18 protein-coding genes are annotated in these 13971 nt (G+C 60.4%); 2 read left to right on the plus strand and 16 right to left on the minus strand.

Annotated features, from left to right (window positions below; all coding sequences use genetic code 11):
• Window positions 1-129: 129 nt before the first annotated feature.
• The 15 genes from GE107_RS12015 to GE107_RS12085 form a co-directional block, all read right to left on the minus strand.
• Window positions 130-360, minus strand: coding sequence for a DUF2273 domain-containing protein (locus GE107_RS12015; RefSeq protein WP_219640195.1), 231 nt, complete (start codon window positions 358-360; stop codon window positions 130-132).
• A 12-nt stretch (window positions 361-372) separates the two neighbouring features.
• Entirely contained in the window at window positions 373-936 is a 564-nt protein-coding gene (gene amaP / locus GE107_RS12020) for an alkaline shock response membrane anchor protein AmaP (RefSeq protein WP_219640196.1), read from the minus strand.
• Between the two features lie 257 nt (window positions 937-1193).
• Window positions 1194-1601 carry an Asp23/Gls24 family envelope stress response protein gene (locus GE107_RS12025; RefSeq protein WP_219640197.1) on the minus strand — a complete coding sequence of 136 codons (408 nt, stop codon included), beginning with the start codon at window positions 1599-1601 and terminating at the stop codon, window positions 1194-1196.
• Between the two features lie 106 nt (window positions 1602-1707).
• Entirely contained in the window at window positions 1708-3081 is a 1374-nt protein-coding gene (gene accC, locus GE107_RS12030; RefSeq protein WP_219640198.1) for an acetyl-CoA carboxylase biotin carboxylase subunit, read from the minus strand.
• A 34-nt stretch (window positions 3082-3115) separates the two neighbouring features.
• Window positions 3116-3601 (minus strand): acetyl-CoA carboxylase biotin carboxyl carrier protein, encoded by a 486-nt coding sequence (gene accB / locus GE107_RS12035; RefSeq protein ID WP_219640199.1) that lies wholly within the window; start codon window positions 3599-3601, stop codon window positions 3116-3118.
• A gap of 195 nt (window positions 3602-3796) precedes the next feature.
• On the minus strand, window positions 3797-4537 hold the full coding sequence (locus GE107_RS12040) for a Bax inhibitor-1/YccA family protein (protein ID WP_219640200.1): 741 nt from the start codon (window positions 4535-4537) through the stop codon (window positions 3797-3799).
• A gap of 154 nt (window positions 4538-4691) precedes the next feature.
• A complete protein-coding gene (locus GE107_RS12045; RefSeq protein ID WP_219640201.1) occupies window positions 4692-5414 on the minus strand; it encodes a SpoIIIAH-like family protein in 723 nt (240 codons plus the stop codon).
• Between the two features lie 26 nt (window positions 5415-5440).
• Window positions 5441-6088: a stage III sporulation protein AG gene (gene spoIIIAG, locus GE107_RS12050; RefSeq protein ID WP_219640202.1), complete on the minus strand. Its 648-nt coding sequence runs from the start codon at window positions 6086-6088 to the stop codon at window positions 5441-5443.
• Between the two features lie 4 nt (window positions 6089-6092).
• Window positions 6093-6788 (minus strand): stage III sporulation protein AF, encoded by a 696-nt coding sequence (locus GE107_RS12055; RefSeq protein ID WP_255570425.1) that lies wholly within the window; start codon window positions 6786-6788, stop codon window positions 6093-6095.
• A gap of 45 nt (window positions 6789-6833) precedes the next feature.
• A complete protein-coding gene (gene spoIIIAE / locus GE107_RS12060; protein WP_219640204.1) occupies window positions 6834-8078 on the minus strand; it encodes a stage III sporulation protein AE in 1245 nt (414 codons plus the stop codon).
• Window positions 8079-8106: 28 nt separating this feature from the next.
• Entirely contained in the window at window positions 8107-8496 is a 390-nt protein-coding gene (spoIIIAD, locus tag GE107_RS12065) for a stage III sporulation protein AD (RefSeq protein WP_219640205.1), read from the minus strand.
• 9 nt (window positions 8497-8505) lie between these two features.
• Window positions 8506-8709 (minus strand): stage III sporulation protein AC, encoded by a 204-nt coding sequence (spoIIIAC, locus tag GE107_RS12070; RefSeq protein WP_219640206.1) that lies wholly within the window; start codon window positions 8707-8709, stop codon window positions 8506-8508.
• Between the two features lie 79 nt (window positions 8710-8788).
• Entirely contained in the window at window positions 8789-9307 is a 519-nt protein-coding gene (gene spoIIIAB, locus GE107_RS12075; protein WP_219640207.1) for a stage III sporulation protein SpoIIIAB, read from the minus strand.
• Window positions 9304-10332 carry a stage III sporulation protein AA gene (gene spoIIIAA, locus GE107_RS12080; protein WP_219640208.1) on the minus strand — a complete coding sequence of 343 codons (1029 nt, stop codon included), beginning with the start codon at window positions 10330-10332 and terminating at the stop codon, window positions 9304-9306. Before spoIIIAA ends, spoIIIAB begins: the two co-directional genes overlap by 4 nt.
• A gap of 95 nt (window positions 10333-10427) precedes the next feature.
• On the minus strand, window positions 10428-10694 hold the full coding sequence (locus GE107_RS12085; protein ID WP_219640209.1) for a YqhV family protein: 267 nt from the start codon (window positions 10692-10694) through the stop codon (window positions 10428-10430).
• A gap of 154 nt (window positions 10695-10848) precedes the next feature.
• Between GE107_RS12085 and comA the strand changes: the two genes are divergently transcribed.
• Together comA and GE107_RS12095 are read left to right on the plus strand one after the other, a co-directional pair.
• On the plus strand, window positions 10849-11667 hold the full coding sequence (gene comA, locus GE107_RS12090) for a phosphosulfolactate synthase (protein WP_219640210.1): 819 nt from the start codon (window positions 10849-10851) through the stop codon (window positions 11665-11667).
• A gap of 142 nt (window positions 11668-11809) precedes the next feature.
• Window positions 11810-12274, plus strand: coding sequence for a DUF441 domain-containing protein (locus GE107_RS12095; protein ID WP_219640211.1), 465 nt, complete (start codon window positions 11810-11812; stop codon window positions 12272-12274).
• 88 nt (window positions 12275-12362) lie between these two features.
• On the opposite strand, the gene GE107_RS12100 is transcribed toward GE107_RS12095, so the two are convergent.
• Window positions 12363-13616 (minus strand): aspartate kinase, encoded by a 1254-nt coding sequence (locus GE107_RS12100; RefSeq protein ID WP_219640212.1) that lies wholly within the window; start codon window positions 13614-13616, stop codon window positions 12363-12365.
• Window positions 13617-13971: the final 355 nt, after the last annotated feature.

The following is a 13971-nucleotide window of genomic DNA, read 5'->3' on the forward strand; positions in this document are numbered from 1 at the left end:
GCCTTCCATTATCCTAGTATGGGAATGCTTGAAAACAAAAAAACCTATGACCCGTTCTTCCGCTTAGGATCGCGGAAGCCGCCGCAGCGGATTCCGCCCTCCCCGAAGCCAGAACGCTTCACAGGGCTTTCAGCGGGACCAGGGCCAACGGTCCGTCACCCAGTCCGTCAAGCGGTCCCAAGGCAGAAGCGGCCCCCGGTTCTCGTCCTTCTGCTTGCCGACCCAGAAGCCGATGCCGACCAGCAATGCGATAAACAGCATATCCCAGAAACCGCTGAACAAATAGACGAAACCGAAAAACAATCCCGCCGCGACGCCGCACGCACGCCCGCCATAGGTGTCCCACCACGGTTTCCACATGGCCGGTCCCTCCTATTCCACGCGGCTCTTGAAGGTTGCCTGCGCCCCCAGCACGTTGGCAATAAATACGGATACTTCGGCAACCGGAATGCCCGTCGCTTCTTCGATTTGCAGGGACACCGTACGCTGCATCTCCTCGGACAACGCCGGTATTGAACCTTCCCCGTCCACGAACGCCCGGATCAAAATGGTAAGTCCCGATTCGGTCACGCGGACGCGTGCCTTCAGATCCTTCACGCCGCGCGTGCGAGAAGCCGCTTTCAAGGCAAGATTCTCAACCGTCTCCACGGAAATGCGGATATCGCCGTGCTCCGTCCGCTGATTGATAGACGGAGTGGAAGCGCCTCCGCGCCGCACGGAAACGATGAAAAACCGCAGGCTGACCAGCAGGATGACGATGGCTGCTCCGATGACCGCTCCTTGGATGGATCGATTTCCGCCCGAGAACTCGGTTACGAAATCATGCAAGAAAGAAGCCGAGAATCCTCCGCTTGCCGCGACGATCGCGATGACCGAGGCGGCCCCGATCGCAATGCTGTATAAAAATAGCAGCAGCCTGTCCAACATTCTGATCAACTGAGCGTCCCCCCTACTAAACCCCAAAAAGTGAAGATATGCTTAGAAGCTTATTCCGGTTACTTCTGGGGGAGCCCCCTGAAACCCAGAGAGGGTATTCCCGAATACTTTTTCTGCGATTCCGAACTTAGCTCCCCGAATCCCAATTACAAACTGCCGAAAGTCCTCTGCGGAGAATTCGCCAGGAATTCCCCGCGGGAGGACTTCGGTAACCGGCCCGTTCGAGGCCTTGCGCGCGAGCTCGGGAGCCGGCGGCGTTATCGGACTCTAATGTTCGTTTCCTCTTCATCGGGCCTCTCGGCCGTCTTGAAATGCACGTCGTGGACATGCACGTTCACTTCGACCACGTTCAGCCCTGTCATCATTTCGATCGACCGTTTGACGTTGCGCTGGATCTCCGCCGAAATCTCGGGAATGCGCCGTCCATACTGCACGATGATTGAAACATCGACGGCCGCTTCCCGCTGCCCGACCTCTACCTTCACGCCCTTGGACAAATTCTTGCGGCCGAGCAGTTCCCCGATCCCCGAGGAAATTCCGCCGCTCATGCCCGCAACGCCTTCCACCTCCACCGTCGCGAGACCGGCGATCACTTCGATGACTTCCGGCGCGATTTCGATGGTGCCCAAGACCGTTCTTTCGTAATCGGGGGCTATCGTTTCCAAGCGTTACTCCACCTCCATCCGTCCGAGACTCTCAGGTGCGGGCCTTATGCCCTCGTTATTATTACTATAGCATTACCGGATAATTATGACAAACGCTTGGCCGCGGTCAAGCCTGTTCGTCCTGCTCCGGCGAGGCGTTCAGGTCGTGCTCTTCCAGGAACTTGATATCGAACGTCCCCTTCGCGAAAACGGGATGCTCCAGCAGCTTCTGGTGGAACGGAATCGTCGTTTTGACGCCTTCGATCATGAATTCTCCCAGCGCGCGGCGCGCTCTCGCGATCGCTTCGTCCCGCGTCGGCCCCCACACGATCAGCTTGGCGATCATGGAGTCGTAATGCGGCGAGATCAGATAATTCGGGTAAGCCGCGCTGTCCACCCGCACGCCCGGTCCACCCGGCGGCAAGTAGAAGCCGATGCGTCCCGGAGACGGCATGAAATTGCGGTCGGGATCCTCTGCGTTGACGCGGCATTCGATCGCCCAACCGTCGAAACGGACATCCTCTTGCGTAAAAGAAAGCGGCTCCCCTTCGGCGATGGCGACCATTTCCTTGATCAGATCGATGCCCGTGATCATTTCGGTCACCGGGTGTTCGACCTGGATCCGCGTGTTCATTTCCATGAAATAGAACTGGCCGTCGGCGCCGAGCAGGAACTCGATCGTCCCCGCCCCGGAGTAATCGACGGCGCGGGCGGCGCGCACCGCCGCCTGCCCCATCCGCTCGCGAAGTGCGGGCGTCATGACCGGGCATGGGGCTTCCTCGACCAGCTTCTGCCGGCGGCGCTGAACCGAGCAGTCGCGTTCGCCCAAATGGCAGACGTTGCCGTGTTTGTCGGCGATGATCTGGATTTCCACGTGCTTCATGCCGGTCAAGTATTTCTCCAGGTACACGCCCGGGTTGCCGAACGCCTTCTGGGCTTCCTGCTGGGCGGTCGTGATTTCCCGGATGAGCATCTCCTCGTCGTCCGCCAGCCGGATGCCGCGTCCGCCGCCGCCTGCCGTCGCTTTGATGATGACCGGATAGCCGATTCGGCGCGCGACGCGGACGGCTTCGTCGATATCCTCCACGAGCCCGTCGGAACCGGGGATGACCGGCACGTCGGCTTCTTTCATCGTCTGCTTGGCCACCGACTTGTCGCCCATCCGGCTGATCGCGCTCGCGGAAGGACCGATGAACGTAATATTGCACGTTTCGCATATTTCGGCGAAATCGGCGTTTTCGGAAAGGAACCCGTAACCCGGGTGGATGGCGTCGCATTCGGTCAGGGTGGCGACGCTCATGATGTTGGTCAAGTTCAAATAGCTGTCTTTGGACGCGGTCGGTCCGATGCAATAGGCTTCGTCGGCCAGCCGGACGTGCAGGGATTCGCGGTCGGCTTCCGAATAGACGGCCACGGTCGCGATTCCCAGCTCGCGGCAGGCGCGGATGATGCGAACGGCGATCTCGCCGCGGTTGGCCACCAATACTTTATGAAATTTCAAAGGGTAAATCCTCCTTTATCCTGGGCGACCGCGGTTATTCCGCTTTGACGAGGAACAGCGGTTGGCCGAATTCGACCAATTGGCCGTTCTCGACCAGGATTTCGACGATTTGGCCTTTGACCTCCGCTTCGAGCGGATTCATCAGCTTCATCGCCTCCAAAATGCAGACGACGGTTTTCTCGCCCACGCGGTCGCCGACGTTCACGAACGGCGCGGCATCCGGGGAAGGCGAGCGATAGAAGGTGCCGACCATCGGGGAGGTAATGCGGTGCAGGCCTGCCGTATCGGCTGCGGGCGCTGCGGATTCGGGCTGCGGCGCGGCAGCGGGAGCCGCAGGAGCCGGAACTGGAGCCGCGGGGACGTATGTATGGGCGATCGGCGCGGTCTGCACGTTCACCACTTCCGTACGGCCCGGCTTGCGGATCGCGAGGCGCATGCCTTCGTTTTCGATTTCCACTTCGTGCACGGTCGTTTGGTCCACCAATTTGATCAATTCTTTGATTTCGCTGAGCTTGAACATCAGGTCCACTCCTTGGTTTCGGGGTCGGGCAAATGAAGAGACCGCATCGATCACGGCTCGTACGATCCCATAACGGAACCATTATACCACAATCGCCTGAAATGGAAAGGTCGGGAAACGGAACGGCCGCATGAACAAAGGCGCGCTCCGCCTAAGCGTAAGCGCGCCTTCCCCGCAGGATTCCGTAAGGCGGAATCAATCTCGGCTGCGCAATTTGGCGAGCAGCCGGAGCATTTCGATATAGAGCCATACGAGCGTAACGAGCAACCCGAACGCCCCGTACCATTCCATGTACTTGGGCGCCCCTTGCTGAACCCCGGATTCGATGAAATCGAAATCCAGCACGAGGTTCAGCGCCGCAACCGCGACGATAATGAGCGAAATGCCGATTCCGATCAAGCCGTTGTCGTGCAAATACGGCACATTCATCCCGAAGAACGACAGCACGAAGTTGATCAGGTAGACGATCGCGATGCCGGCCGTGGCCGCGACGACGCCTAGCTTGAAGTTCTCCGTCGCGCGGATCAGCCTCGATTTATAGGCGAGCAGCAGTCCCAGGAACACGGCAATCGTCAGCATAGCCGCCTGCAGCGTGATCCCGTCGAATTTCGCTTCATAGTTAGCGGACAAAGCTCCGAGAAACAGCCCCTCGAGCGCCGCATATACCGGTACGAGCACGCGCGAGGCAGATGGCTTGAAGCTGATGATCAGGGAAAGGATCAACCCGCCGATCGCGCCGCCGATCGCGTAAGGGATGACGTTCTCCCCGCGGAAATACATGGCCCACGTGCAGAAAGCCGCGCCGAGCAGAATCGCCAGCGTGATGAACGACTTGTTCACCGTTCCTTCCAAAGTCATCGCATCCGGTCCGTAGTGCCCTTGCACTTGCTCGAACGTTTTGTCGTTTAATGTCGGATTGCCGCTGCGTCCGATCACCCGATGATCACCTCATTCTGGAGTATGTCCTGATTCTACCATACTGCGCAGAAAGTGACTAGACAAGTAAAACGGCTGCATCGTCCTATTCTCGGAAGTCGAAACCTCCCGATGCCGGAATCGGCGGTCGGGAGGTTCGGCGGCCAGTTGCAGGTTATTTGACGTATTGAACGGTCAGGCGGCTGGGCGGAACTTTCAATTCCTGCGCGGCGAGGTCGATGATTTTCACCGCTTCCTTCTTCTCCAGCTTGGTGGCCTGCACCACGACTTTGAAGTTCATGTCCTCTTCGGTCACGACGGCGTTGTCGTAATCCTGCAGCAGCTTCTCTTCCAGGCTGGTCATGCGGCTGTCCGTCTCCTCCAGTCGCGCCTGTTCTTCCGCGGCCGAAGATGCCTCTTCCTGCGAATGATTCTTCGTATCGGCGATGATGGCGGTCAGCTTCTCGTTCTCCCGGTCGAAATTCTCTCTGCGGAGCCGCTGCAACTCGGTGAAGTACGCGTTGCCTTTGAGGTTCGTATAATCCTTCAGCACCGCTTCGTCTTCCGGGGAGACGCTCCCGCCGTCCGCCGATTGCTCCGTTTGCGCGCCGTCCGCCGCTTCCTTCTGGCCGCTGTCGGTGCTGCCCGCGGTACCGGCCGCGGATTCATCCTTGCTACCGGCCGCCGATGTGTCGGTCGGGCCGGCGGATGCCGGATCCTCCTCGGTAACCTGGATCCCGTTCGCGCTGCCGGCGCTGTCCTGCACTTCCGTCTGCTGCTTGGTGCCGCTGGCGTTCTGCGCCGGCGTCACGTCCTCCGTAAACAGGTAGTACGCGGACAAAATCACCATCAGACTGAGCATCGACACCAGCCAAATCGTTTGACGCTTGTTGTTCATGTTTCCATCCTCCCTGTTGGTTTGAATCAGGTTTTTCTCGGCACGACCGATATCCGGTGCGTCGGAACGTCCAGCCCCCGGGACACGGCTTCCTGAATGATCTTGCGGACCGTGGCGTTCTCCGCTCCCTTGGCGACGACGACCACGCCGCGCACCCGCGGCTTCAGCTTCTTGACGACGATGGGCGCTTGCCCTCCCGACACTTCGTACAGGACGACCTGGCCTTCCGAGGTGATGTCGGTAATGTGGCGGCTCGTTCCGTTCTTATCCGATTCGTTCGTCAGCTGCTGCGTTTTTTTCTCGTCCTGCTGAACGACCGTCTCCTCCGTCGATTCGACGGTGACGAGCACGTTCACGCTGCCGACGCCCACCATCGTTTCCAGCAGATCCTTGAGCCTGCCCTCCAGCTGCGATTCGATCTCGGAGAACGGATCGCCTTTGTCCCCGCCCCCCCGGAACGTCTCTTGGTCCAGAGGGGCGTCCTGGTCGCCCGGGGGCGTGATTTCCGACTGGTCCCGGGGATCCACGGGTTTCACTTGCAGGAGCGAGGAGGCCAGCAGCAGGGCGGCCCCGATAAGCCCGAGCAGGACGAGCCACCGGAACGTCTTGATTCTCCGGCCGCCGCCCGTTCCGCCGCCGATAAACGTCTCCAACCGCTCCAGCCACTTGGCCATGCGCTCACCTCCTGTTATCCGCCGGTTCGGCTTCCACCACCTGCACCCGCTCTTCCGGAATTCCGTACCTCGCGGCGATCAGGCTCGCGACCCGCCCGCGGGTTTCCCGGTCCGGCTCCGCGGTATCGGTCTCGTTGCGCCCTTCCGAACGGGATTCCTGCGGGCTCTCCACGATGACCGGGGCGACCGGCTCCACCTTCGCGACCGGCGCAGGTTCCGGCGAAGCCTGCGCATTCGCGTCCGCGCCGGCCGGCTGCTTCGTCAACGTGACGGTCACGTCCCGGACCTCGTACAGTCCGTTCGCCGACCGCTCCACTTGAACGAGGACTTCTCCGACTTTGCGCCCTTCGCTCCGTTCCACGTCCGCGCGGATCGCTTCCTGAAGCCGTGCCGCCACCACGCCTGCCGCTTCCTCCTGCTGCCTCTCTCTCCATTTCCGTCCTTCGGCCTGGATCCGGTCAAGCTCGCCCGCGGAAGCCTGCGACGCCGATTCCGTCTGCACGAGTCCGTCGGCCAGCTTGCTTCCGAAATCGCTCCGGACCCATTGGAGCAGCGGGGTCGCGATCGTCAGCAGGACGAACAGTCCCGCCACCAGCCGGACGTACCGCTGCATCGTCCGGTTGGGGAGCAGCAGGTCGACGATCCCCGCGAGCAGCACGACGGCGACAATCTGCTTCAGCCAGCCCGACAATCCCTCCATCAGTCCCACGTCCGCACTTCCTTTCCGGACCCGGCCCTTCTCCCGCTACCGGATCATCAGGGCGGCATTGCCCGCGGTCAGGATGATGGTGATGGCCAGGAAGAACATCAAGCCTACCGCGGCCAAAGCGGCGAATACGTAGATCAGCGTCTTGCCGATCGTCTGCAGGCAAGCGACGATCGGGGAATTGCCGAGCGGCTGGAGCACCGCCCCGGATACGTGGTAAATGAGCGCAAGCGTCATGACCTTCACGGCAGGGAACGCGCACAGAAACAAAAGGACGATGACGCCGGAGAGCCCGACCGCGTTCTTGACGAGGAGGCTGGCCGACAGAACCGTATCGGCGGCGTCGGAAATCATTCGGCCGACGACGGGGACGAAGTTTCCCGTCACGAATTTGGCGGTTTGCAGCGCCACCCCGTCGGCGACGGCCCCGCCGGCTCCCTGGATGGAGAGAACGCCGAGAAAGACCGTGAACATGAGGCCCATGACGCCGACCCCGACATTCCTCAGGAGATTGGCCAGCTGCGTCACCTTGTAGCGGTCGCTGATCGAGCTGACGAGATGGAGGACCGCGGAAAAAAACAGCAGCGGAAACACGAACAGGTGGATGAACGTGCCGACCGTATGGATCATGAACACGATCAGCGGATGAAGCACCGCCACCGACGCCACGCTGCCCGTTCCCGCGAGCAAGGTGAGCAGCAGCGGAACCATCGCCAGCATGAATTGGACCATGTTCCGAATCGCTTCCCCCGCATACGAAGTCGCCGTTCGGAAGCTGTTGACCGCGAGAATCAGCAGGACCAGGTAAGCGATCGCGTAGGCGACCTTGCTGACGGCATTGCGTTCGAACGCCGTCTGCATCGTCTCGAGGATCATCGTGAATACCGCGAGCAGCACGATCGTGACCAGCAGTTTGCCGCTGTAGAGCACCTCGTGCAGGAAGAAGCGGAGAAGTCCGGACATCGCTTGGCCCAGGCTCCAGGGCTTCCCTTCCGGGAACATCAGCTGCCGGATTTCCGGGAGCTTGCCCTCCGGGAAGTAACCTCCGTAACGCGACTTCAGATCTTCCCAGTACTTCTCGATTTCCTTCATTTCCATTTCCCGCGACTGCTTCCGGGCGAGCTCCGAAACGAAGCTTCCCGCCTCCCCCTCGGGATTCGCCTGCACGGGTTCGGAATCCGGGGCTCCGGGCGTTTCGGAGACTTGCGCTGCCGCCGCGGCGGCCGGTACGGCCAGAGTCAGCAGCAGCAGAATCAAGAGAACGTTGACGGATATTCGGCGCATGGTCTCCCTCCCGTCTGGCGGACCGCGATCACGCCGGCAGCAAATTGAGCACCGTTTCGACGATCACGCTGATGATGGGAATCGCCATGACCAGGATGAGCATTTTCCCCGCGAATTCGATTTTCGAAGCGATGCTTTCCAGTCCCGCGTCCCGTACGATTTGCGCGCCGAATTCCGCGATATAGGCGATTCCGATGATTTTCAGCATCGTCTTCAAGTAAACGGAAGGAATGCCGGAACGGGCGGCCAAGTCCTCGAGCACCGAGACGACGTCGCCGATCTTCCCGATGAGCGCCAGGAAAATCCCTACTCCGGTAAACACCGCGAGCAAGAAGGCGAACATCGGTTTTTGTTCCCGGATCACGAGAATGAGCACGGTTGCGAGAAACGCGATGCCGACGACCTGCAGGATGTCCACCGTTCTCACCTACTGGAAAAGGAAAATCGTTTTGATTTCCTGGAAAAGATCGTTAAGCAGCCTCACCACCATGAACAGAACGACGACGAATCCGATGACGGTGACCCAGTGCGCCATGTCTTCTTTGCCCATCTGCTTCAACACCGTGTGGATCATGGCGACGATGATGCCGATGCCGGCGATTTGGAATATGGTGCTGACATCAATAGTCATGGATCATCCCCCAAAAGTGACGATGGCCTCCGCAGATGATTCCGATTACTTTTGGGGGAGCCCCCAGGAAGAGCAAAGCTTAAAGCATGAGAATCACCACTAACGCGGCACCGAGCATCCCTAAGCTCCGGCTCATTTTCTCGTAGCGCTGCTGTTCGTCCCGGGCCGCGGCTTCTTCCGCCTGAAGCTGGAGCATCGCGAGCCGTACGTGTTTCAGTTGGTCTTCACGCCCGCTCCCGCCCAGCGTGGCTCCCAAACGCGCGAGCGCCTCGCGCTCGGGCCGCTTCATCGCCGTCCGGCTCCAGCCGGCCTCGATCGCCCGTTCCCAGCTTTCGCGAACGGTAATCCCCGATCGAACCGACAAGTCCGCGGATATTTCCGCGAAGAGCCCCGACACCGGTGGCGGCACGATTCCCGACAACCGCGAAAGCGCAGCCGGCAAGGGTGTCTGGCCGTATTGGATTTCCGTCTCCAGCCGCTGGAGCGCGTGGAGCAACTGGCGGATCTGGCGGGGTCTTGCCGCGAAACGGGCCGCCTGCATGAAACCGATCATCGTTCCGGCGAACAATACGAGCATCGCTCCGGCCCATTGCATCATAAGCCCCGCCTCTCCGCAGGCAGGCTGTCCGGAGAACGGATCGCCGGCTTCGGGCGGGCTTTGATCTCCCGGGCAGCATTCTCCGCGGATACGATGCGATGCTCTACCTTGGATCCCGTACGGGCAAGAAATACGTAAGCCCCGAAAACGCCTTCCTCGGCCAGCCCTGACAGCACCGGCCGCGCGAACAAGTCTTCCAGGCCGGAAGCATGGGCGGTGGCCAGGACTCGCACGCCGGCATGCAGCGCTTCCCTGAGCGCCGCCGCGTCCTCGGGCCTGCCGATTTCGTCTACGGCCACGACATCGGGCGAGAGGGAACGGATCATCATCATGATTCCTTCCGCTTTCGGGCAAGCGTCCAGTACGTCGCACCGGGGGCCGAGATCGAACGTAGGCACGCCCGCTTCGCATGCCGCGATTTCCGACCTTTCGTCCACGACGCCCACCTTCCGGCCGCCCCACCCGGCTGCCGCGGGATGATGCCATTCTCCCGCGCTGACGCTGCGCACCAGATCGCGAAGCAACGTCGTTTTGCCTTGCTGCGGAGGCGAGACGATCAGCGTATGCTTGACCGTTCGGGCGGGGAGGTCGAGAATGCCCGGCAGCAAGTCCGACGCGCACCCCGTCCGGGCGCGGGCAATCCTGACGTTGAATCCCCCGATGTCCCTCAGATGGGCAACCGCCCCCCGGTCAAGCACCGCACGTCCGGCCAATCCGACCCGATGGCCCCCGCCCACGGTGATGTACCCCCTTCTCAATTCTTCTTCGACCGCGTATAAGGAATGATTGGTAACCCGTTCCAGCAAAGCCCGGCAATCTTCTCTCCCCGGCGAGTACGCCTGCCGGTATTCCGTCGTCAGCGTTCCGTCGGGCCTAACGAAGGAATGGCGGCCCGCATAGCCGATTTCGAGCGGCCGGTTCTCCCGGACGCGGATTTCCTCCAGCGTCGCGCCGGCATGCGCCGGAAGCCGTTCCAGAACGCCTCTCAAGGGATGAACGAACAAATCCGGCAACGTTGGCGCCAACCGTCAAACCCCCTTTCCGGCAGAAGTTGTCCTTTGCTTTTTCATATGTATGCTTGGACATTCCGTTTATGCCTTCCCGAGCGGCTTCCGGCCTCTCATCCTTTGCGGAGAATGCCGATCAGCAAGCAGCCGACTCCCGCCATGATCCATAGGAATTTAGCCGGCGAGAGCTTGTCCGACAGGCCGACGAGCCCGATCGCCGTCGTGGAGATCAGAACCAGCGGTCCGACCAGCGCCAGCATGGAATTGACCACGAGCGCTTTCTCGACATTGTTCAGCCGGATCATGACGATCGCCGCCGTAAGTTCGATGCTGCCGGACAGAAGCCTCAGAATCGCCATGCCGAAAGCTGCCTTGTCCATATTCCCCCTCCTCGCATCGTTTGTTTTTATTAGGTTTATGCGGACGCTCCCGCCAACTTGTCTACTTTTAAGGGCGCCCGGGGAACCCGCGAATGGGCATTTGCATATATTGCTTTTGATATTTCACCTTGCAGACCAACGAGGAGCGTAGAACATGGAAATAACCGCCAACCTCAAATGGCCCGGGGCTCTCTCGGACCCAAGCGGACGCCGGCCCGGCAAACCCCGCAGCGAAGGTATCACGATGGTGATCGACAAGGGCCTGGGATTGCATGCGTTCGAGGATTTGATGGCCGCGTCCGGCGAGTATATCGACATCGTCAAGCTCGGATTCGGAACGTCGCCGCTTTATCCGGCCGAAATGCTGGAGCGTAAGATCGATACGGCCAAACGCAACCGGATCACGGTCATTCCGGGCGGCACGCTGCTGGAAGCCGCCGTCACGCGCGACGTCGTTCCCGCCTTTTTCCGACAAGTGCTGGCCTTCGGCTTCGACGGTATCGAAGTGTCCGACGGCACGATCGAGCTGCCGCGCGAACGGCGGGACGAACTGATCCGGGACGCGTCCGGGCTCGGCCTTCGGGTGTTCACGGAATATGGGAAAAAGATACTTGGATCGCGGATCGACGTCACGGCTTTCGCGGAGACGGCGGAGAGGGACTTTCTCGCCGGAGCGGAGCTGGTCACGGTGGAAGCGAGGGAATCCGGGATCGGCGTCGGACTCTTCGACGAGCGGGGGACGTGCCGGGAGCAAACGCTCGCGGAAATGTTGCGGGTCGTTCCCAACCGGAAACGCATTCTGTGGGAGGCGCCGCTGAAAGAACAGCAAGTGGCGCTGATCAAATCGATCGGCCCCGAAGTCAACTTGGGGAACATTCCGGTTCAGGACGTCATGGCGCTGGAAACGATGAGGCGCGGATTGCGCTCCGATACCTTCGAGCTGAACGGCGCTTTTTCCGACTACTTCATTTGACGGGCATTCAGAAGCCCCGCGGATCGATCCGATTCGCGGGGCTTTGGCGTTCTAAACCGAAGGCTTGTTCCATATCGTGGTACCAAGCGCCGCATTCGGGCCGCGGCTTCGCCAATCTGTTTCCGGGAGCGTGCTGCTTCAGATGAACGGTGAAATCGTACTCGTCGCTCTCATCATCATCGGCCTGCTGGGCCGTTCCCCGATCATCACGACGGCTGCCTGTCTCCTGCTGATCGTCAAGCTGATCCATTTTCAGCGTTTCCTGCCGGTCATCGAGCGCCGCGGACTGGAATTCGGCCTGCTGTTCCTCACGTTGGCCGTACTCGTCCCTTTCGCTTCGGGAAGGATGCAAGTGAAGGACGTCCTGGCGGCTTTCACCAGCTGGACCGGCTGGGTCGCGCTGTTCGGAGGCGCGATCGCGACTTATCTGAACAGCAAAGGCCTTGACCTGCTTAAAATCGACCCCCAGCTCATCGTCGGCCTTGTGATCGGTTCCATCATCGGCATCGTCTTTCTGAGAGGAATCCCGGTCGGTCCCCTGATGGCCGCGGGACTGACGGCTTTGATTCTGAAAATCGCGCAGCTGATCGCCGGCAAATGGTCTTGACGACCGGGAGCCCGGAAAATGAAAAACCTCCGAATCGCCTGGAGTACGCGAATCCGGAGGGTTGCGGGTTGTCGTGTTCTTAAGATGATTAACGGCGTTCTTGAGGGCCGCCGACGAACGCCGTGTCCGCCGTATCGAGCCCGTAAGCCGTGTGAAGCGCGCGAACGACGTCGTGGAGCGGTTCGGCCGCGATGACGCAAGAAACCTTGATTTCGGACGTGCTGACCATTTTGATGCTGACGCCGAGCTTGGAGATCGCATCGAACATGCGGGCCGCGACGCCGGGATTGGAAACCATGCCCGCGCCTACGATCGAGACTTTGACAAGGTTTTCTTCATATGTCGCCTCGTCGTACGGAACCGCCGCCCGGATGCCGCCGATCACGTCCATGGCGCGCGGACGGTCCGTAAGGGAAACCGTGAACGAAAAGTCCGCTTTGCCGTTTTGGACGCCGCTTTGCACGATGATATCGACGTCGATGCCGGCTTCCGCCAGCGCGGTGAAAATTTTGGCCAGCACGCCCGGAACGTCCTGGACGCCGAGAATGCTGATTCGAGCCACGTTCTTGTCATATGCGATGCCGCGTACGACGACCCCTTGTTCCATTTCCGCTTCCTCCCTCACGAGCGTTCCTTCGTTTTCCGTAAAGCTGGAACGCACGACCAAATTCACGTTGTGGTGTTTCGCGTATTCGACGGCGCGGGGATGCAGAACGGCCGCTCCCAGGTTCGCCAGTTCGAGCATTTCGTCATACGAGATGGAATCCAGCTTACGGGCGCATTTGACGACGCGCGGATCGGTCGAATAGATGCCGTCAACGTCCGTGTAAATCTCGCAGACGTCCGCCTTGATGGCAGCCGCGAGCGCAACGGCCGTCGTGTCCGATCCGCCACGTCCCAAGGTCGTGATTTCGCCGTCTTCGGTCATCCCCTGGAAGCCGGCGACGATCACGATGTTCCCTTCGTCCAGCGCTCGATGCAGCCGGTCCGGGGCGATATCGGTAATCCGGGCCTTGCCGTGAACCGCTTCGGTCCGTATGCCCGCCTGCCAGCCGGTAACGGATTTCGCTTGATGGCCGAGCTTATGGATCGCCATAGAGAGCAGCGCGACGGAGATTTGCTCGCCGGTGGTGAGCAGCATATCCATCTCCCGCGCGGGCGGATTATCGTTGATTTCCTTCGATTTGTCGATCAAATCGTCGGTCGTGTCCCCCATCGCGGAAACGACGACGACGACGCGATTGCCTCTCAGCTTCTTGTCTACGATCCGCTGCGCGACGCGTCCCATCCGCTCGGTGGTTCCAACGGAGCTTCCGCCGAATTTCATCACGATCAAAGCCAACGGTCCTTCACTCCTCAAGTTAAAACATTTGCATAATGCTAAACATTATAGCATATGTCGTTGTGCCCAAAAAGCATTATTATGGAGCGGTTGAACGGAAATTCCGGGCATCGGGGAGGCAAGGGGCAGGCGGCTCAGTCGAGCAAGCAAGCCGAGTCGGAACCAGAGGCCCGGAAAAACCCGGTTACACGCGGCAAATTTCCGCTATCCACCCCTGTAACCCGGAAAAACCCGGCTGCAAGCGGCAAACTCCCGCAATCCGCCCCTGTAACCCGGAAAAACCCGGTTACACGCGGGAGGGGGGGGGGGGGGGGGCGGGGCCGGGGGGGGGGGGGGGGGGGGGGGGGGGGGGGGG

Origin of the sequence: Cohnella sp. CFH 77786, assembly GCF_019400745.1 — a bacterium.
In the GTDB taxonomy this organism is placed as follows: Bacteria; Bacillota; Bacilli; order Paenibacillales; family Paenibacillaceae; genus Cohnella.